Source organism: Prosthecobacter sp. (assembly GCF_044227185.1).
Classification (GTDB): domain Bacteria; phylum Verrucomicrobiota; class Verrucomicrobiia; order Verrucomicrobiales; family Verrucomicrobiaceae; genus Prosthecobacter.
Genome location: NZ_JBGAFO010000008.1, coordinates 124,866 through 143,522, shown reverse-complemented (window position 1 = coordinate 143,522; position 18,657 = coordinate 124,866). Strand labels below are relative to the sequence as shown.

The 18,657-nt window shown below is 64.2% G+C and carries 14 protein-coding genes and 1 tRNA gene; 7 read left to right on the top strand and 8 right to left on the bottom strand.

Annotated features, from left to right (window positions below):
• Positions 1-86: 86 nt before the first annotated feature.
• The 4 genes from ACILSQ_RS19270 to ACILSQ_RS19255 all read left to right on the top strand — a co-directional run bounded on the left by ACILSQ_RS19270 (position 87) and on the right by ACILSQ_RS19255 (position 4,132).
• Positions 87-2,324 (top strand): M48 family metalloprotease, encoded by a 2,238-nt coding sequence (locus ACILSQ_RS19270; RefSeq protein ID WP_395745281.1) that lies wholly within the window; start codon positions 87-89, stop codon positions 2,322-2,324.
• 143 nt (positions 2,325-2,467) lie between these two features.
• Positions 2,468-2,995, top strand: coding sequence for a hypothetical protein (locus ACILSQ_RS19265; RefSeq protein ID WP_395745280.1), 528 nt, complete (start codon positions 2,468-2,470; stop codon positions 2,993-2,995).
• A gap of 11 nt (positions 2,996-3,006) precedes the next feature.
• Positions 3,007-3,474 carry a hypothetical protein gene (locus ACILSQ_RS19260; protein ID WP_395745279.1) on the top strand — a complete coding sequence of 156 codons (468 nt, stop codon included), beginning with the start codon at positions 3,007-3,009 and terminating at the stop codon, positions 3,472-3,474.
• Entirely contained in the window at positions 3,464-4,132 is a 669-nt protein-coding gene (locus ACILSQ_RS19255) for an N-(5'-phosphoribosyl)anthranilate isomerase (RefSeq protein ID WP_395745278.1), read from the top strand. Before ACILSQ_RS19260 ends, ACILSQ_RS19255 begins: the two co-directional genes overlap by 11 nt.
• Here the strand turns inward: ACILSQ_RS19255 and ACILSQ_RS19250 are convergent.
• Both ACILSQ_RS19250 and ACILSQ_RS19245 read right to left on the bottom strand, forming a co-directional pair.
• Positions 4,122-4,664, bottom strand: coding sequence for a DJ-1 family glyoxalase III (locus ACILSQ_RS19250; RefSeq protein WP_395745277.1), 543 nt, complete (start codon positions 4,662-4,664; stop codon positions 4,122-4,124). The genes ACILSQ_RS19255 and ACILSQ_RS19250 overlap by 11 nt on opposite strands.
• 27 nt (positions 4,665-4,691) lie before the next feature.
• Positions 4,692-5,762 (bottom strand): right-handed parallel beta-helix repeat-containing protein, encoded by a 1,071-nt coding sequence (locus ACILSQ_RS19245; protein WP_395745276.1) that lies wholly within the window; start codon positions 5,760-5,762, stop codon positions 4,692-4,694.
• A 120-nt stretch (positions 5,763-5,882) separates the two neighbouring features.
• Between ACILSQ_RS19245 and ACILSQ_RS19240 the strand changes: the two genes are divergently transcribed.
• From ACILSQ_RS19240 to ACILSQ_RS19230, 3 genes are all read left to right on the top strand, one after another.
• Positions 5,883-7,376 carry a DUF1501 domain-containing protein gene (locus ACILSQ_RS19240; protein WP_395745275.1) on the top strand — a complete coding sequence of 498 codons (1,494 nt, stop codon included), beginning with the start codon at positions 5,883-5,885 and terminating at the stop codon, positions 7,374-7,376.
• A gap of 79 nt (positions 7,377-7,455) precedes the next feature.
• Positions 7,456-7,830 (top strand): DUF423 domain-containing protein, encoded by a 375-nt coding sequence (locus ACILSQ_RS19235; protein ID WP_395745274.1) that lies wholly within the window; start codon positions 7,456-7,458, stop codon positions 7,828-7,830.
• Between the two features lie 85 nt (positions 7,831-7,915).
• Positions 7,916-7,988, top strand: a tRNA-Phe gene (locus ACILSQ_RS19230).
• A 36-nt stretch (positions 7,989-8,024) separates the two neighbouring features.
• On the opposite strand, the gene ACILSQ_RS19225 is transcribed toward ACILSQ_RS19230, so the two are convergent.
• The 6 genes from ACILSQ_RS19225 to ACILSQ_RS19200 all read right to left on the bottom strand — a co-directional run bounded on the left by ACILSQ_RS19225 (position 8,025) and on the right by ACILSQ_RS19200 (position 18,653).
• Positions 8,025-9,158 (bottom strand): mandelate racemase/muconate lactonizing enzyme family protein, encoded by a 1,134-nt coding sequence (locus ACILSQ_RS19225; RefSeq protein WP_395745273.1) that lies wholly within the window; start codon positions 9,156-9,158, stop codon positions 8,025-8,027.
• Positions 9,155-10,654, bottom strand: a complete 1,500-nt coding sequence (locus tag ACILSQ_RS19220; RefSeq protein WP_395745272.1) for a M81 family metallopeptidase — start codon at positions 10,652-10,654, stop codon at positions 9,155-9,157. Before ACILSQ_RS19220 ends, ACILSQ_RS19225 begins: the two co-directional genes overlap by 4 nt.
• A gap of 11 nt (positions 10,655-10,665) precedes the next feature.
• Positions 10,666-13,305, bottom strand: coding sequence for a prolyl oligopeptidase family serine peptidase (locus ACILSQ_RS19215; protein WP_395745271.1), 2,640 nt, complete (start codon positions 13,303-13,305; stop codon positions 10,666-10,668).
• A gap of 18 nt (positions 13,306-13,323) precedes the next feature.
• Positions 13,324-14,574, bottom strand: a complete 1,251-nt coding sequence (locus ACILSQ_RS19210; protein ID WP_395745270.1) for an MFS transporter — start codon at positions 14,572-14,574, stop codon at positions 13,324-13,326.
• The gene (locus ACILSQ_RS19205; RefSeq protein ID WP_395745269.1) at positions 14,571-15,578 is read right to left on the bottom strand and encodes a succinylglutamate desuccinylase/aspartoacylase family protein; all 1,008 of its coding nucleotides are present in this window, start codon (positions 15,576-15,578) and stop codon (positions 14,571-14,573) included. Before ACILSQ_RS19205 ends, ACILSQ_RS19210 begins: the two co-directional genes overlap by 4 nt.
• 69 nt (positions 15,579-15,647) lie before the next feature.
• Positions 15,648-18,653, bottom strand: a complete 3,006-nt coding sequence (locus tag ACILSQ_RS19200; RefSeq protein ID WP_395745268.1) for a PAS domain S-box protein — start codon at positions 18,651-18,653, stop codon at positions 15,648-15,650.
• Positions 18,654-18,657: the final 4 nt, after the last annotated feature.

Genomic DNA, 18,657 nt, shown 5'->3' with positions numbered 1-18,657 from the left:
CAGCACTGCGATGAGAATGAATGTTGCGAGTGTGCGGGCTCGAAGTTGACGGGTAAAAAGCAGGGGGCGTAGGTTTCCGTTTTTTCATGCAGGGGACGGCGGGAGCAGACATGACGAGGCTGGTGCGGGAGGCTTTTTCAGGAAGCTTTGCGCGGGGCCATGTATCGATCGCTTATCGCCTGGGCGTGGTGCTGGTGCTCCTGGCGCTGCTCATTCTGCCGCTGCTATACCTGGCGGTGATCGCGGGGATGGGGTGGCTGCTGGCGTGGCATGTGCAGCATGATGTGGTATGGATGAGCAGCGCTTCGGAGTGGGGTGGATATCGAAGCGGGAGGATGGTGCTGCTGGCGGGATTTTTGTACCTGGCCGTGGCGGTGGCCGGAGTGATCTGCATTTTGTTCATGATGAAGCCGCTGTTTGCACCGCTGCCGAAGCAGCCGCCGACGGTGACGCTGGACCCCATCTCGCAGCCGGCGCTGTTTGCCTTGATCTACCGCATCTGCGATCTGGTGGGGGCGCCGCGGCCGGTGATGGTGGAGGTGGATTCGCGGGTGAACGCCTCGGCGTCGTTCCGGCGCGGCATGGCGAGTTTTTTCAGCCATGACCTGGTGCTGAGCATCGGCATGCCGCTGGTGGCGGGGATGACGGCACGTCAGTTTGCGGGGGTGCTGGCGCATGAGTTTGGGCACTTTGCGCAGGGAGGGAGCATGCGGCTGAACTACCTGGTGCGGAGCATCAACCGCTGGTTTGCGCGCGTGGTGCTGGAGCGCGATGGCTGGGATGAACGGCTGGAGGCGCTGGGAAATGCGGAGGGATACAGCGGCATGCTGGGAAATGTGGCGAGGATCATGGTGAACCTGGGGCGGAGGGTGATGCTGCTGCTGATGCACCTGGGGGGCGCGATCAGTGGATTCATGTCGCGGCACAGGGAGTATGATGCGGATGCGTATGGGGCCAAGGTGGCGGGCAGCCGCGAGATGGAGAACGCGCTGCTGCAACTGGGGCTGCTGGACCACGCGGAAACGGCGATGGTGAAAACGATGCTCTCCCGGCTGAAGGACGGGGAACTGCCGGACAATGTGCCGGGGCGGATCGCCAGCCAGGTACAGGCGATGCCGGAGGCGCAGCGCAAGCAGGTGAAGAGCAAGGAACTGGCGGAGGAGACCTCCTGGTGGAGCACGCACCCGGCGCTGAAGGACCGGAAGGAGAAGCTGGAGGAGCTGGCCGCGCCGGGCGTGTGCACTTTGGACCTGCCGGCAGAGGAGCTGTTTCATGATTTCACCGGGCTGTGCAAGACGGTGTCGCTCTACTGGTATGACGTGGAGCTGGGGCTGGACCTGAACCAGTTCAACCTGGTGGCCGAGGAGGTGCCGAACCGGCATCTGGCGGAGAACCGGAAGCGCACGGAGCGGGAGGCGGAAGAGCGGGAAAGCACGGCACGGCAGGCCGAAGAGCAGGCGCGGAGAGAGAGGCTGGGGGAAGCGGCGGTGAGGGAGATGTTTGGGCATCCGCCCTCTGCGGAGAGGCTGATGCCGGTGCCGATGGTGGCGGCGGAGGCGTGGGAACCGGCGGCCGCCATGGTGAAGGCCTGGAAGGGGGAATATGGAGCGGCCTGCGAGCGTGAGAAGCAGCAGCGAGACAGGCTGTGCCGAGGCACGCTGGCCTGCCGCCTGACGCAGGGCGGGCAGGATGTGACGGGGCTCGTTCCGGCCGGGGTGGATGCGCGCAACGGCGCGGCCGTGATGGCGGCGCAGGCGGAGTCTCTGCGGGAATACGAGGCCATCTCCAAGCAAATGGCGGTGTTTGAGCAGGCGGCGTGGACACGGATCGGCGCGGCGCTGGCTGGGCGGTTTCAGCAGGAGGAGACGGCGCCGGAGTGGCGCGGGCAGGTGAGCGTGCTGGTGGAGGCGCAGCGGGCGCTGGCGGCCGCGATGGCACAGATCACGGCGGTGTGTGTGGAGTCCCTGTGGCTGGAGCATGCCCGGGGTGCGACGGCGGAGGCACGGCGTGGCTGTGAGGCGCGGGTGCAAGCCGGGGCAGGCCTTGCGCTGCGGACGCTGGGTGCAGTGGCGAATCCCTATGAGCCGGAGCGCAGGCCGCTGGCGGCGGCGCTGGGCGTGCCAGCGGGGAACGCGGCTGAGTTTTACTCGAGGCTGATAACCTGCCTGTGCCACTATGCCAACCGGGTGACGTGTGACCTGTGTGTGCTGGCCTATGAGGTGGAGTGCGGGAGGGAGGTGACGGCGGGGAAGGCGGGGGCGCGGGAGTCCAGGGGTGACGGGGTCGCGGCGTGGCAGCCTGCCGCGCTGCCGATGGCGGCGTGAACTGGATCTCAGGCGTGAAGGGGGCGCATTTTTTGAGCGACAACCGAGGGCACGAAGAGGGTGGCGGGGGCGAATTCCGCTTTTTCGTGGTTTTTTATGATTGTCACTTCAGAGGGGGCATGATAAAAACCGCGCCTTCTTTCGTGAAATTGACCGCCCTTCGTTTCGTCACCGCTTTTCTTTTCTCTGCCGCTGCTCTGAGCGCGGAGGAGCCTGTGCTGCCGCAGGCGCTGAATGGCGGGGGGGCGTTTCCTGCGAACGGGCCACGGGGCTTTCTGAAGCCTTCAAAGTCGATCAAGCCGCCGGCGAACGACACGGTGGCGCAGCCGGTGCCGGCCATTGTGCAGACGCCGACGGCGGAGACCCGCCTGCGCCGCCTGGTGGTGGTGTCCGGGACGATGACGCCGGAGGCCATTCGTGACACGATTCTGGCCTGCGGTCAGACGCGGACGCCGGTGACAACGGCGGGTGGAGTGAGCGCGCCCGCACCGATGCTTTCGGATCTGGCGGGGCTGTTTGGCTCGAAGGTGACGGAGGACACGCAGAAGAAGGTTTTGGACACGGTGCGCAAGGGCATGGAGTCCTCCGCGAAGCCGGTGAAGCGTGTGGAAGTGGTGGGGTGGCTGCCGAGTGAAGGCGTGATGGCCGTGGCGGTGTATCCTGAAAGCTGAGCGCGCTCCGCATGACCACTGCCGTTCCGGTTGAAGCCGCCGTCCCAAGAGTCCTGCTGGCGGAGGAGAGCCTGCCCTACAGGCGTGTGATCCGCGAGGCGCTGCTGGCCTTCCGCGTGTGCGAGGTGGATGACGCGCCGAGCGGGGAGCGGGCATTTGAGATGGCGCTGCGGAGGGAGTACTCGCTGTTTTTGTTTTCGCTGCCGCTGCCGGACATGGGCGGCGACCTGCTGGACCGCCTGGTGAGCAAGGCGTACCCGATGGTGCATGCCGGGGCGCATGCGGCGCCGCCGGTGATTTTTCTCATCCCACCGGCGGACATGCTGCGCTTTCAGGAACTGCAGCGCGATGTGCGGGTGCGGGGCAGCATTCCATTGCCGCCAAAGCTGGACGTGCTTCTTTCGGTGACGGCAAAGCTGCTGCCAGAACGGCAGGGCATGGCCTTTCCACCTCTTTCTCCGCCTCCTCATGTTTCCTGATCCCCAGCGCCTCAGTGTGAAGATCTGCGGCATCACCCAGCCGCAGCAGGCTGGGGTGCTGTTTGCGCTGGGAGCGGATGCGGTGGGGATCAACCTCTGGCCAAAATCCAAGCGGCACATGCCGCTGGAAGTGGCGGCGGGCTCATTGCAGGAGATCGCGGCGAAAAACGCGCTGGTGGCCGTGCTGGTGAACGCGGATGCTGCGCTGCTGGACGCGGCGGTGGGGAGCGGCCTGTTTCAGGCGCTGCAACTGCACGGTGATGAAACACCGGCGGATGTGGAGCGGCTGATGAAGCGCGGGGTGAACGTGATCAAGGCGCTGCAGGTGCGCGATGCGGCATCGCTGGCACAGATTGGGGAATTTCCCTGCGAGGCCATTTTGCTGGATGCCTACAATCCCGGGACCTATGGCGGCGGCGGGCATGTCTTTCCGTGGGAGCTGGCAGTGCGGGCGAAGGAGATGTTTCCGGGAAAGCAGATTCTGCTCTCAGGAGGACTGACGCCGGAGAATGTGAGCGAGGCGGTGAAGCAGACGCAGCCGGTGGCGGTGGATGTGGCCAGCGGTGTGGAGTCGATGCCGGGCAGCAAGGATCTGCTGCTGGTGGCGCGGTTTATTGAGGCGGTGCGGGAGGGGCGGGAAGCAGCGCTCACGCCATGATGCGGCGGGCGATTTCGTCCGCTTTCTCCTGGCCGTAGAGCCGCGTGACCAGCGCCAGGCCGAAGTCCAGCGCGGTGCCCGCGCCACGGGAGGTGATGATGCCGCCGTCCTGCACCACCCGCTGGTCTGCGAGCGCCTGCTTCAGCTCGCCATAGGTGGAATCGTGAGCGGTGTAGCGTCTGCCTTCCAGAAGGCCGGCGTCTGCCAGTACGGTGGGGGCGGCGCAGATGGCGGCGACAGGCCTGGCGGACTGAGCGAAGTCTTTGGCAATCTCCGCGGCGCGGCCGTCTGCGCGCAGGGCTTTGACGCCAGGACCGCCGGGTATCATGAGGAGGTCGAAGGGGCCGGAGGCGAGGGCGTCTGAAAGCATGGCGTCGGCATGCAGGGTGACGTGCAAGGAACTGGTGAGGTGAATGCCGGGGCCCAGCGAGGCCAGCACGACCTCGGCACCGGCCCGCCGCAGCAGGTCCACAGGGGTGATCATCTCGATGTCTTCGAAGCCTTCGATGAGCAGAACGAGCACGCGTTTCATGATGGTGGAATGATGCGCGGCGGAGGCTCAGCGTTCAACCTGAACGGGGGCTCGTGTGTTTTTGTCCCGCACGAGCACCTCCTCCTGGGTCACCAGGTCCGGGGCGGCGGCCCAGATGCCCACTGTGTTGTTTTCCAGCCGTGCATGGGTGAGGGTGGTGTTTTTGCAGCTTGCCGCATTGACCTGGAAGCCAGGTCCGCCAGAGGCTGTAACGGTGACATCGGTGAACCGGTTTCCCACGGAGCCGGTGCGGCGGTTTTTGTCCACCTGATCGACAAAGATGCCGGCGCGGCCGCTGTTTTTCACCTGAAGGTGCTCGAAAGTGTTGCGGCTGGAGTTGCGCATGAAGATGCCGTGGCTGCCGTTGTGGAAGAGGCGCAGGTGGCTGAGGGTGTTGTGGTCAAAGTTAATGTCAGTGGAGATGCCGGCGCTGCGATTGTGATGCAGATAGAGGCGGGTAAAACGGCTGTCCTCGGTCTGGTAGCAGGCGAGGCCGTCGAACTCGTTGTCACTGGCGGAGAAGTCCTCCACGACGAGGTGACGGCACTCTTTTTCCGTGACGAGCCCGCCGGAGCGGCAGTGGTCGGCGGCCACGCGCAGAACGAGGATGTCCCGGGCACGGCGGATCACCAGGCCGGAGCTGCGGATGGCAGTCAGGGAGCCGGTGTCGCAGGCTCCGTTCCAGCATTCGTCGTGCTGGTGGGTGCGGTTGCCATCGATACGAAGGTCCGCAACACAGACGCTGCGGACGGTGCGGCGTGGGGCGGAGGCCTCGTCTCCGACGATGAGCACCGGACAGTTGGCCAGGTCCCCCAGCCGCAGCAGCGTGGCAGGGCCGGCGCCGCGCAGGGTGATGTTGTCCTGACGGATGATGACGGGCAGGGTGATGCGATAGGTGCCGGGCGAGAGGACCACCTCGCCGCCGTCTTTGCCGAGGGCGGCCAGGGCTTTGTTGATGCCGGGGCTGCCTGCGGCGGGCGGCACATGAAGGATCTGGCGCGGGGCTGGAGCGGCCAGTAGTGCCGTGGCAAATCCCAGTCCCAGCCAAAGCAGCATCAGTTTCGAGGCCGGGAGGTTGATGGGCAGTTTGCTTATCATGTTGATGGCTGAGATTCGCATCAGGCGCGAGAGACGGCTGTATCACCGGGAGGTGGAAGCGGAGAGACGGGACCCGGCGGGAAGTCGTTAGTTCAGGCAGGCTTGATGCGTTATCCTTGCATGCATCCGGTCGAACATCAACTCCTGCAAAAGCGCCGTGAATTCCTTGCCACGGGTGCGAACGGGATCGGCGCGCTGGCGCTGGGTGCGCTGCTGACGGAGCAGGGGCTGATTTCATCTTCGACGGCGCTGGGCGCGGAGGAGGTGATGCAGGATCCGCTGGCGCCCAGAGCGCCGCATTTTCCGGCGAAGGCGAAGAACTGCATTTTCATCTTCATGGAAGGCGGGCCGAGCCAGATGGACCTGTTTGATCCGAAGCCGAAGCTCAATGAGCTGAACGGGCAGCCGCTGCCGGAGAGCATGACGAAGAACGTGCGCTTTGCCTTCATCCGCAAGGAAACGGCGCGGCTGATGGGCAGCCCGCGGAAGTTTGCCAAGCACGGGCAGTGCGGGATGGATTTCAGCGATCTGCTGCCGCACATGGCGAAGCATGCGGACGACTGGCTCATGATCCGCAGCCTGCACACGGACCAGTTCAATCATCACCCGGGGCAGCTCGTGCTGCACTGCGGGCGGGCGCAGTTTGGCCTGCCGACGGTGGGCTCGTGGCTGAACTACGGGCTGGGCAGCACCTCGCGGAATCTGCCGGGGTATGTGGTGCTGAGCGCGGGACGCGGCACCAGCGGCGGGGCCTCCCTGTGGCAGAGCGGCTTCCTGCCCAGTTCGTATGCGGGGGTGTTGTTTCGCAATCAGGGCGAGCCGGTGCTCAATTTGAAAAATCCGCCGGGCATTCCGATGAGCCTGCAGCGCAAGGGGCTGGACACGCTGATGGAGCTGAACCAGAGCCGCTATGAGCATCTGCGCGATCCGGAGATCGCGAGCCGCATTTCGGCGTATGAGCTGGCGTTCCGCATGCAGGCCTCGGCGCCGGAACTGATCGATTTGAAGGATGAAAGCGCCGCGACGCGGGCGATGTATGGCGTGGACCGAGCGGACCCGCCGATCAAGGCCTCACGTGGCGGCGGCCCGGGGCAGTACAAGGCCTTTGCCACGAACTGCCTGCTGGCGCGGCGCCTGGTGGAGCGCGGTGTGCGCTTTGTGAGCATCATGCATGCGAGCTGGGACCACCACAGCAATCTCAACGATGAGCTGGCCTACAATGCGGGCATGGCGGACCAGCCGATCGCGGCGCTGCTGACGGACCTGAAGCAGCGCGGGCTGCTGGAAGACACGATGGTGGTCTTTGGCAGCGAGTTTGGCCGCACGCCGCTGGGGGAAAACCGCGGCGGCAATCCGAATGCCACGGGGCGTGACCACCACCCCTTTGCCTTCACCATGCTGGCCGCGGGCGGCGGCATCAAAGGCGGGCAGATTTTTGGCGAAACCGACGAGATCGGCTGGAGCATCGTGCGTGATCCGGTGGATCTGCATGATTTTCATGCGACGCTGCTGAACCAGTTTGGTTTTGATCACCTGAGGCTGACGCATCGCTTCCAGGGACGTGATTTCCGCCTGACGGATGTGGCGGGGCGGGTGATGAAGGAGTGGATTTGAAGAAAGTACTCGGGAGCTTTAGCTCGCTCTGGATGGCTTGCGTGCGCCCCAGAGCGAGCTAAAGCTCGCGAGTACTTTTATGAATCCCGATCCTTTCCGCCTTCGCCTTTCCGCCCTCATGGGTTTTCTCGCCATCGCACTGGGGGCTTCGGGGGCGCATGGGCCGGTGCATGAGAAGCTGCTGGTCATCGGCAAAAGCGCGAACTGGGAGACGGCGGTGCAGTATCACCTGCCGCATGCCGTGGTGCTGCTGCTGCTGACGATGCTGGGCGGGAGCAAGCCGCTCATGGTGTGGGCCTGGCGGCTGATTTTCCTGGGGATCGTGCTCTTCAGCGGCTCGCTTTACCTGCTGGCCTACACCGGCATCACCAAGCTGGGGGCCATCACGCCGCTGGGAGGACTGAGCCTGATGGCCGGCTGGGTGCTGGTGGCGATGTCCGCGAGGGGGAAATGAGCCCGCGAACGCAATCTGCAAGACATGTGAAAAACACGTTGCGCCCGGATGGCAGCTTGCTCCTATACCGGCCCTTCAAGTCAGAGGCTCGGTAGCTCAGTCGGTAGAGCAGGGGATTGAAAATCCCCGTGTCGGCGGTTCGATTCCGTCCCGAGCCACCTCTTGGTTTTCCAGAGGTGAGAGGTCAGCAGGGATCACTCCAGCAGCTTTTCTCCGCCGGAGTATTTTTTCACGGCGTCCGGATCGAGTGCGAGACCGAGGCCGGGTGTGGTCGGGATGGCGAGCATGCCGTCGGCATCCAGCTTCCAGCCGCCGAGGGTTATTTCGTCAATGAAGGGGGAGCCCGTGAGGTATTCGACCAGATCGGTGCCGGGGAAAGCGGAGGCGAGATGGAGATCCGCGGCGAGGCCGACGGCGGTGTTCCAGCCGTGCGGGATGAACTGCACGCCGTGCTCCTGCGCCATCCAGGCGATGCGGCGTTCTTCGCTGATGCCGCCGACTTTGGTGACATCGGGCTGAATGATGTCGAAGGCGCGTGCTTCGAGAAAGGGCTGGAAGGCCTGACGGCGGGTGAGGACTTCGCCGCCGCTGATCGGCACGGGGGAGTGCTCGCGGAGTTTGGCGAAGTCTTCGAGGGAGTCGGGCGTGAGTGCCTCTTCAAACCAGTGCACGTCGTAATCGGCGAGCATTTTGGCGGTGTTGAGCGCCCACTTGTAGCCATTGGTCCAATGGGCGTCGCTGCCACCGGCATCGACCATGAGCTTGTTGTCCGGCCCCACGGCCTCACGCGCGGCATGGACGATGGCCTCGTCGGTGGCGGCATTGCGGCGGCCAAAGGGACCCCAGCCGATTTTGAAAGCGCGGAAGCCCTGCGCCTTCACATGGAGAAGGTGGTCGCGGAGCTTTGCGGGCTCATCCATGAGCAGCGAGGCATAGGGCTGCACACGCTCGCGATAGCGCCCTCCCAGCAGGCGGCCGACGGGCTGCCCGGTGGCTTTGCCGAGGAGGTCCCACAGGGCGATGTCGATGCCGCTGATGGTGTGGGTGATGGAGCCCCCGCGGCCGAGCCAGAACATGTTTTGATGCAGCTTCTCGCTCACACGCTCGGGCTCGAGTGCGTTCTCGCCGCGGTAAAGCGGCTCCAGCACGGCCAGGGCGGCACGCACGAGCGCATCGTTGGTGAAGACGCTGCCGAGGCCGACGGCTCCTTCATCCGTATGCACGGCGATGAGGGTGTGGACGCAGTCTTCTGGTCGGAGCTCATTGCTCCAGCCGCCTTCGGGGGTGGCACCACGCAAACCTGCGCAGCGGATTTCTCGGATTTTCATGGGTGACGTTGGAAAAGCGTAGCCTGGGGGTGAAAGGGGACTGCGGAATCGAGCGGGAACATGGGGCGGGCGCAGCGGGTGTGGCCGAGGCTGCGCAGATTGGCGCTGGTGGAGCCGGGCGCATCCACATCGATGTAGCGCGCGGCCCAGTCTTTGAACATGTGCCGCTCACACTGCGGAGACTTCACCACGACGGCGCCGAAGTGCCGGGGATCGCAGCCGTGGGCAAGGAAGAGCGCGCGGTCATAAAGGCTGACGGCGCGGCTGGTGACGATGAGGGTGATGCCGCCGGTCTGGATCACCGCCGTGGGGCCTGCCTGCCAGAGCTCGCGGGTGGTCTCGCTGTGAAACCAGCCGTCTGAGAGCATGCGTACGCGCCCCTCGATGGGCAGCGGTGCGAAGCGCGCGGGATCGAGAGCGCCGCCGACGGTTGTTTTGACGTCATGGCCGACACCCGCGCGGAAGGCTGCCGCCACGGCTGCTGCATCCACGATGGGGATCAAGGCCGTGCCAGCATAGCCGGCCTCGAGCAGCGCGCGAAGGATGGCATTGCTGTCTCCGGAAGCGCCGGAGCTGGTGGCGTCTGCTGCATCCACGAGCACGACGGTGCCGGAGGTGTTCTCAATCGTCTGCTGCGCCGCATCCACCAGGCTGATGAGGGGAACCTGCATCTTTTCGTGATGCTCCCAGAACAGGCTGGCGATGCGCAGGGCCTCACGCTCCGCGCGAGCGGGATCATTGTTTGTCACGACGAAGCTGTTCGAGGCGAGGGCAGGTACGTCGGTGAAGGGATTGCCCCACATCATCGCCGCGGAGAGTCCGTGTGCGCTTTGCTCAAAAGCCATCGCGGCATTCACGGCGTGACGGATGGAGCCGGAGGCGGTGATGAGTTCATCGCCACGCACCAGGGCGGGCACGCGCACTTTGGCCGTGACGGGTTTCACCTCACCAGCCACGATGCGCAGCAGCAGGCGCGCGGAGCGCTCGCCCGTGCTGAAGAAATCGACATGGGGGTAGGTGTGGAAAGCCACGGCGGCATCGCTCTGCTCCAGCATGAGGTCCGTGAGGATGCCATGCAGATCCAGCGAGATGACGATGGGCACCTTTTCACCGACGATCCTACGCGTCTGCTGCAGCAGCCAGCCTTCGGGATCATCCTGGCTCTGCGTGGCCATGGCACCATGGAGAGAAAAGTAGATGCCGTCCACGGGTGGTGCCGCGCGGATGCTGGAGAGGAGCTCCTCCGCGATGCGCTCAAACGCCGCATCTGCCAGCGTGCCGCCGGAGGTGATGAAATGGGCGCTGCAGGCCGGCACGAGCTCCACGCCCGGTGTGGCGTCAAACACGCTCAGGGCTCCGCCCACCTCGCTGCGCACCTGGCGATGGTAGTCGAGAATCGACTGGCCGTGGCGCAGCGTGAAGTCTTCGTATCCGCTCAGGTGGGGATTGAAGGTGGAGACTTCCTGTTTGCATTCAGCGATGAGGATGCGGGGCATGGGAGAGCTATCTACGGTGCAACACGGCCAGCCTTCCGCCATTCCTCATCAAAGTAGCCTGCCTGGACGATTTCCTCCTTCTCCCCCACCTTGATCAGCGCCCAGTCGCCGAGGCGCGGGAAAAGCAGGTAGTTGAAGGCGGAGAACTCCTTCTCGTGAAAGGTGTGGCCGCTGTTGATGACGAGGTAACGGTTTTTGGCGAGGGGACTGGCGGTGATGAATGCAGGGGAGTGGTCTTTGGCGGAGTGCAATTCCGTCCCCAGCCGGATCTCATCACGTGTCCATGTCACCGGAAGCTGCGGCAGTGCTCTGGCCATCCATGGATTGCTGCCAGGATCTCCGAAGAGAATGAGGTTTTTGTCGCGCACATCTGCCTCGGTGACTTCGGTGTCGTCCTTCACCGGAAGAGGGCCGCGCATGTAGCGCGCCCATTCGTACTCGAAGCGCTTCAGTTCAGCGGCAGCCCAGGCGGTGACCTCTTGGTTCCAGGGCTGGCCGGTGCCGCGTACGCAGAGGAAGGGTGTGGTGAAGGCGTCATCGATGGGGCCTTGAAGGCCGGGCTGCTTGCCGCTGAGCGTGGCTTGGGTGAGCAGGCCATCGCAGCGCCAGGTTTCGCCGGTTTTGGTGAAGACGAGTGCGTCAGCGGAGTGATGCTCTGGCAGGTCGATGCTGGCACCGGCAATGCGCAGCTTTTGCACGGGGCGATGGATGGCGAAGCGCGTGACGTTGCGGACTTCGCTGATGTCGATGACGTCTTCCGCAGTCACGCTGGCGCGGAATTCGGCGCGCTCGTAGTGCCTGCCCAGGCTGAGGAGCTCAAGCCAGTGGCAGCGGTTGTATTTGAGCGTCCAGGTGACGAAGCGAAGCTGCCGGGGATCGTGATTCATTCCCCTGGCGGCAAACTCAGCGATGCGGCGCATCTGCTCGGCGTGGGTCTTCGGATCAATGACGTGCCCGGTGCCCTGGGAGATGAGATTCGTGAAGGGAAGGCCCTCCGTGGCGAAGGCCGCGCCCATGATGACGTGCGCCTGGAAGAAGACGTCCTTGTCGCCGATGCAGGCGATCTCCGGCACCATGGCGGCGTTGGCCGCATAGTCGATGGAGTCGAGCATGTGCAGGCCGGCCTCCTGGTGCGGGGGCAGCGGGCCGACCTTGATGAAGCCGGGGATTGGGGTTTCCGAGAAGCGGTGGGTGTCCACGTAGCCGCAATAAGGACCGATGGCGACAAAGCGGTCCGGATGCTTCAATCCGAGATGCCAGGTGCCGGAAGCGCCCATGGACATGCCACGCAGCACGATGCGGTCGCGGTCGATCTTGTAGTTTCGGCACACGGCCTCGATGGCTTCAAACACATCCGTCTCGCCGGCCCAGCGGTAGCAGTTTTCCACGCGGCCGAGCGGATGCAGCTCGATGTAATCCACCTCTGGAGCGCTGCCTTTGTCTTCATCGCCTTCATCAAAGCGGCTGATGAATTTCAGCTCGCTCATGCCGACGGGTTTGGAACTGCCGTGCAGCACCACGTCGAGCCGCATCGGTTTGCTGCCATCGTAGCTTTTGGGAATGATGAGGCCGTAGGGCTGGGTCGAGCCATCGATGGCGGAGACAAAGCCGCGAATGACTTTGCCCTTCTTGGTGGTCCAGGGGGCGGTGGGAGCGACCGCACGCTCAGTGTCCCGCTCGACAGCTCGTTCGATGAGCCGGATGTCGGCCGGTGAAAAGCCGGTGTCAAAGGACAGCGCGTGCTCCACCGCTGTGGAGAAGAGGCCTATGTCCGCGTTCAATCGCTCTCGTTCGGCATTGGAACGTTGGATCACCGGAGATGTGGACAGTCGCGCCACCCAGACAGCTTTCTGCTCGAGGGGCAGGGTGCCTGCCTCGCGGAGTACGAACTCCATGGCGGTCACCGTGTCCTCATATGTCGTCGAGTGTCCACCTGCGTCGCGGTGGATGCTCAGCACCTTGCGTTCGGCCTGCTGCAGCTTTTCGAACAGGCGCAGCACGCTCTGCGGTGGGACGATTTCATCTTTGCCGCCCGTGGTGAATGCCACCGGCATGGTGAATTTTTCCGGCCACAGCTCCGCGCTGCGCTTCTGGTATTCTTCGGGTTTCTCTGTCTTCGAGCCACCGTAGGAGGCGGTGCGGGCCTCCTGAAATTTTTCGTACTCCACCAGGTTTGCCGTGCCGTTCAGACTGCAGACACCGGCGACGAGGTCTGGATGCAGCACTGCAAAGGTCAGCGCCGCCGTGCCGCCCATGGAGCCGCCGGCGATGAACACGCGGTTCACATGGTGGCGTGTCTTCAACTCGGCAATGATCTGCACCACATCGGCCTCGGCCGCGGGTCCCATCCACGAAGTTTTGGCGCGGTAGTCGGGGGAGACAAAGATGAGGCCAAATTTCCCGGCTACATCGCGCAGTCCTTTGCATTCGCCGCGCGGGTCTTTGATGAACTGCCAGCGGTCGGAGCCGTGGCCGTGAAACGCGATCAGCACATCGTGCGCCTGGAGGTTCTCCATGGATTCCGGCAGCAGTTCCACATAGCGCTGCTCTGTGCCATCGAGCGCGGATTTGAAGGCGATGTCCTGCGGTTCTGCGGTCAGTGCGGCGCAGGGCGCCAGGAGCATGAGGGTGAGAAGAAGAGGCTGTTTCATCGGGTTCAGAGTTTGGGCTCAGGCCGGGCACTGAGCGATGTCGCGTGGAAACAGGGTGCGGATGCCGATGATGAGGGCGACGCCCGCCACGAGGTAGGCGAGGGCTGTGATGGAGAGGAGGCGGTCGATGCCGAGAGTCTGCTTCCACAGGCCGCCGAAAAGCGTGGCGAAGCCGGAGGTGATGCCGCCGCAGAAATTGAGCACGCCCACGGCGGTGGCGCGGGCCGAGGCGGAAACGACATCGAAGCTGGCGGGGAAGATGTTGGCGATGAAGAGGCCGCTGAACAAGCCGAAGCCGGTGGCGGCGAGGCGAGTGACGAGAATCGTGTCGCTGCTGCCCAGGGCGTGAATGCAGGGGGCGGAAAGCATGAGGCCGCAGATCATCAGCCAGAAGCGCGCAGTTTGGAGACGGCGGTGGAGGGCGTCTGCGATCATCCCGCCGGCGAGCACTCCGGCAAAGGTTGCGGTTTGCAGGAAGACGGTGGCGTTGAAAGCGGCATCTGCCTGATTGAGCTCGAACTTGTCGTGCAGGAAGGCGGGGAGCCAGCCGTACAGCAGCCAGATGCCAAAGACGAACACGGGGAACACGAGGCAGAGGAGCAGGAAGGTGCGCGCACGGGCCAGGGTGGCGAGGGTGAGACGCGCCGTGGTGGAACTCTGCTCCGCCTGCGGTTCCTCGACACGATGAAGAAAGGCGAAGTAAGGCAGGGCGTAGAGCACGCCCACCGCGCCGAGTGCGAAGAAGGCGCCGCGCCACTGGCCGCGGTCCGCCATCCAGCCGCCGAACCAGCTCCCGGCCACCGTGCCGGCGATCTGGCCCGTCATGAGCACCGAGACGGCACGGGAGCGCCGTGCGGGAGGATAGGCGCCCGCCGTGAGCGCGACCGCGCTGGACATGTAAAGGGATTCGGAAACGCCCATGGCCGCGCGCATGGCCAGCAGCGTCGCACCGGAGGCGACCAGTCCGGTGCCGATGGTGACGAGACTCCACACGACGAGGCTGAGGACCACGAGCAGGCGTTTGGAAAAACGATCTCCCAGGTAACCGGAAACCGGGCAGCCAATGGCATAGACCCAAAGAAACACGGTGCCCACGAGACCGAGCTGCTCATCGCTCATGCTGAGGCTGGTCTTCAGCGAAGGAAACATGGCGAAGACTGCCTGGCGGTCGCAGTAGTTGAGAAAATACGCGAACCACATGAGGGCGACGAGCACCATGGCGCTGGTGGCAGCCTGCGGTGGAACGGAGCGCGGTGGAAGGGGTTTCATGCACGCAGCACTTCGCGTTCGCTGACCTGTCTGGCGATCACGGCCACGCAGTCGCCCTGCTGCGTGAGGCAGGGCGCGCGCATGGTGATGAGAAAACCGGAGCTTTGGGCGGTGATGACTTCGGGGGCGCGATCCGGGCGCTCCAGATGATGGATGTGGCCGACGACCTGGCCTTTGCGGACCTTTGCGCCGAGATCGACGGTGATCTCAAAGATGCCGGACTCAGGCGCGAGGATGTAGTCCTCGCGACTGGTGGCCTGGGTGATGATGGCAGGTGCCTTGCGGGGCTGTACACGGCCTTTGAGCGCGCCCACGTGGATGAGCACGTTTTTCAATCCGCTTTGTGCGATGCGATGCACGCTGGCGGGGATACACTCGCCGCCGCCGAGCTCGGTGGTGATGACGAGCTTGCCCTGGTTCTCCGCCTCCACTGGCAGGAGGCCGGTGCCGGCGATGTCGGCATAGATGAAGCAGAACTCCGTGCCCCAGGCGAGCATGGCGGCAAACATGCGCGCGCGCTGCTCCAGGTCCGGCACGAGGTGCATGTGCGAGCAGGGGACAAACTCCATGCTGCGCCCGCCGGAGTGAATGTCGATCACCACATCGCTGAGCGGAAACAGGACGGTGCGGAGGTAATGGGCGATCTGGCTGGTCACCGGCCCTTCGGCCTCGCCGGGGAAGGCGCGGTTCATGTTCATGCCGTCGAGCGGAGAGAGGCGCGTGGCCGCGCGGGCGGCGGGCAGATTCAACGAAGGGATGAGGATGATGCGGCCGGTGACTTTCTCGGGCGTGAGCTCGCGTGCGAGTTTCATGAGGGCGATCTGCCCCTGGTACTCGTCGCCATGATTGCCACCGAGCACGAGAACCGTCGGGCCCTTTCCGCGTGCGACGGTGGTGATGGGGATCATCACGTTTGCCCAGCCGCCGAGGTTGTGGGAGTAGGGCACCTGGAGGAAGCCTTGCTGCCTGCCAGGTCTGCCGAAGTCGAGGGAGGTGATGACCATCTGTCCTTTACGGCGCGAGGCGGCGTGACCTCACGGACTAAATTGTGCGCCAGGGACTTTAGTCTTCCTTCAAGCCTGGCCGTTTCCGCCATATGGGAAGCGGCATGTCACGCTGACGCCGCCGGTTTTGAGCGACTGGATTTTCAGGCTGCCGTCGATGAGGTTGGCGCGGTAATCCATGACGCGGAGGCCGATGCCGGCGTGCTGATGAGGGCGCTTGCCGAGACCGGAGCCGTCGTCTTCGATTTTCAGCACGGCCTCTGATTTGCCGAGACGCTGGAGGGAAAGATGGATGCTGGCTGGGTGGCCGTGGCGCAGGGCGTTGTTCGCGGCCTCCTGGGCGATGCGGTAGATGTGCGTCTCCTTTTCCTGATCGTCGATTTTGATGTCGGGATTGACGGCGCAGGTGCAGGTGGTGCGGTGATTGGTGCGGATGGTTTCGGCCAGGAGGTGAAGCGCGCCGCCGAGGCCGCGGTTTTTCACGGAGGCGGGAGACATGCTGTGGGACATGTGGCGGACTTCCTGGATGGCATCCTGCATGAGGTGATGGATGCGGGCGGCGCTCTCGTGCTGGGCGCCGGTGAGCTCGTCTGCCAGGGCGCCGATGAGGGTGGCCACGCCGGTCATGGTCTGGCCCACGCCGTCATGGAGATTGTGGCCGATGCGCGCCTGCTCCTGCTCGGAGATTTTGAGAATCTCCTTTTGCAGGCGGTTGCGCTCGGTGAGGTCCGTGCCGGTGACAATGATGCGGTCCACCGTTCCTTCGGGGGTCTTGGTGATGATGCTGGAAAGAGCGACGACATGGCGCCTGCCGTCCTTGCCGATGAGGGTGACCTCACGCGAGGGGATGTTTTTTCCCGCGAGCATTTCCTTGAAGCGTTTCTGGGAGCGGACCTTCTCCGCCGCGTCCATGAAGTCTGACTCCCATGGCGGGGGCTTGCCCACAAGATCTTTCTGCCTGTAGCCGAGCATCTGCAGGGTGGCCTCATTGGCGTGAATGAGGTGGCCGTGCTGGTCCAGCAGGATGATGATGGCGGAGGTGTGGCTGGCGAGGATCTCATTGAAGGCCTGCTCGCGGCGGAAGTTTGCCTCCGCCAGCTTGCGGCTGGTGATGTCCTCCACCATGGCGAGGAGCTGATTGGGGCGGCCGCTCATGGTGCTGAGCAGGGAGGCGTTGAGATTCACCCAGACGACGGAGCCATCCGGGCGCACGTAGCGTTTTTCGAGCTGAAATTCAGAGGAGCGCGCCGACTTGAGCTGGGAGTGCATGCGGCGGTTCCTGACGCGGTCGTCCGGATGGATCATTTCATCCGAGGTCATCTTCAGCATCTCCTTGCGGGACCTGCCGGTGATGATGCAGTAGCGGCGGTTCACATCGATGAAGCGGCCGGTGGTGATGTCCACCAGGCCGACACCGACGACGGCCTGCTCAAACACGGCGCGGAAGCGGACCTCGCTTTCAATCAAGTCCTGCTCCGCCTTTTTGTGGGCGGTGATGTCCTGAAAGGTGCCGACGAGCTTGATGGTTTTGCCGTCCTTCCGGATGGCGGAACCCTGGGAGCGCGCCCAGAAGTGGCGGCCTTTGGTGGTGACGGCGAGAAGCTCCAGCTCGTAGGCAGTGCCGTGAGAGATGGCCTTGCTGACGGCCTTGCGGATGGCGAGCTGCGACTCTGGCGCGTAAAAGAGGATGGCCTGCTCGAGAGAAGGGGCCTCGTTTGTCTCGATCTCGAAGAGGCGGCAGGTCTCGAGCGTCCAGAAGAGCTTTTGGGTGGCGACGTCCAGCTCCCAGCCGCCGATGCGGGCCATCTCGCCGGTGCGTTCCAGCAGATCGGTGGTGCGCGCCAGGGACTGCTCCACCTGCTTGCGCTCGGTGATGTCCTGCATGATGGCGATGTGGCGGGAGGGGGCCTCGCCTTTTTTCCACAGGGGGGAAACCGTGAGGCTGATCCAGGTGACGGAGCCGTCTCCATTCAGGCAGCGTTTCTCCATGGTGAAGGTCTGAATGCTGCCGTCCCTGAGTTTTTTCATGTGCTCCATCTTGGACTGCAGATCCTCCGGATGGGCGATGTGCCTGAAGGTGGTGGCCATCATCTGGGCGCGGGTGAGGCGGACGATGTCGCAGGCGCGCTGGTTGACATTGAGGAAGCGGCCGGAGTTGCTGTCGATGAGGGCGACGCCGACGGCGGCCTGCTCAAAGATGGCGCGGAACTGCGCGTTGCTCTCCAGCATGGCGTCCTCGGCGGCACGGCGGGCGGAGGTGTCCGTGAGCAGGGCCATGGCCCCGACGTAGTCCCCCTGGCCGTTGGTGATGGGATTGGTGGAGACAAAGGCCCAGAGGGGCGTGCCGTCCTTGCGGAGGTACTTGAATTCGAACTGGTCGGAGATGCCGCTTTTGCGGTTGCGGATGTGGGCGGTGAGGAGGGCCTTGCCTTCATCGTCCAGAAAGTCGCTGATCGGCCGTCCGATCATTTCTTCCGCGGTGCAGCCCATCATCCGCGTCATCTTGGGGTTGACGTAGTCGGTGAGGGAATCGGCATCGATGGTCCAGATGCCTTCCTCGGCGGTCTGCACGATGCGGCGGTAGCGCTCCTCGCTCTCATGCAGGGCCGCTTCCGAGTTTCGGTGCTGGGTGATGTCCTGCACGCTGCCTGAGAGGTGAGTCACACGGCCTTTGGCATCCGTGACCGGAGTCACGGAGATCTTGCCGTATTTGACGCCGGAGGGGTGGGTGTAAGTTTCATCCCAGCGGACGGTCTGGCGGGTGCGGATGGCCTCGCGGCAGTGCTTCAGCACGCGGGTGCATGCGGCCTTCGGGATGATTTGCTCGAGGCAGCGGCCGATCACCGCGGCACCTTCCAGGCCCGCGGCGCCGAGGAAGCATTCATTGGCCGAGAAGAGGTGGAACTGCCGGCCGGGCCCGACCGTGAGGCTGAAGAGGGCGGCATCGACATCGTGGTAAAACCGGGCGAGCTGCTCGACGGTGGCGGCGGCGGCTGATTCATCTCTCCGGGCGGGGGGAGCAGCCGTCCTTTTGGTTTTGCGGCTGGCTGCTGCTGTCTGGGGAGATTTCTTCATGTCA

What these genes read in the sequence shown, in the direction of transcription:
- ACILSQ_RS19250 (WP_395745277.1), bottom strand. Translation starts at nt 4,664, where the DNA reads ATGAAACGCGTGCTCGTTCTGCTCATCGAAGGCTTCGAAGACATCGAG.
- ACILSQ_RS19205 (WP_395745269.1), bottom strand. Translation starts at nt 15,578, where the DNA reads ATGGTCATCACCTCCCTCGACTTCGGCAGACCTGGCAGGCAGCAAGGC.
- ACILSQ_RS19225 (WP_395745273.1), bottom strand. Translation starts at nt 9,158, where the DNA reads ATGAAAATCCGAGAAATCCGCTGCGCAGGTTTGCGTGGTGCCACCCCC.
- ACILSQ_RS19255 (WP_395745278.1), top strand. Translation starts at nt 3,464, where the DNA reads ATGTTTCCTGATCCCCAGCGCCTCAGTGTGAAGATCTGCGGCATCACC.
- ACILSQ_RS19260 (WP_395745279.1), top strand. Translation starts at nt 3,007, where the DNA reads ATGACCACTGCCGTTCCGGTTGAAGCCGCCGTCCCAAGAGTCCTGCTG.
- ACILSQ_RS19245 (WP_395745276.1), bottom strand. Translation starts at nt 5,762, where the DNA reads ATGATAAGCAAACTGCCCATCAACCTCCCGGCCTCGAAACTGATGCTG.
- ACILSQ_RS19220 (WP_395745272.1), bottom strand. Translation starts at nt 10,654, where the DNA reads ATGCCCCGCATCCTCATCGCTGAATGCAAACAGGAAGTCTCCACCTTC.
- ACILSQ_RS19210 (WP_395745270.1), bottom strand. Translation starts at nt 14,574, where the DNA reads ATGAAACCCCTTCCACCGCGCTCCGTTCCACCGCAGGCTGCCACCAGC.
- ACILSQ_RS19235 (WP_395745274.1), top strand. Translation starts at nt 7,456, where the DNA reads ATGAATCCCGATCCTTTCCGCCTTCGCCTTTCCGCCCTCATGGGTTTT.
- ACILSQ_RS19200 (WP_395745268.1), bottom strand. Translation starts at nt 18,653, where the DNA reads ATGAAGAAATCTCCCCAGACAGCAGCAGCCAGCCGCAAAACCAAAAGG.
- ACILSQ_RS19270 (WP_395745281.1), top strand. Translation starts at nt 87, where the DNA reads ATGCAGGGGACGGCGGGAGCAGACATGACGAGGCTGGTGCGGGAGGCT.
- ACILSQ_RS19215 (WP_395745271.1), bottom strand. Translation starts at nt 13,305, where the DNA reads ATGAAACAGCCTCTTCTTCTCACCCTCATGCTCCTGGCGCCCTGCGCC.
- ACILSQ_RS19240 (WP_395745275.1), top strand. Translation starts at nt 5,883, where the DNA reads ATGCATCCGGTCGAACATCAACTCCTGCAAAAGCGCCGTGAATTCCTT.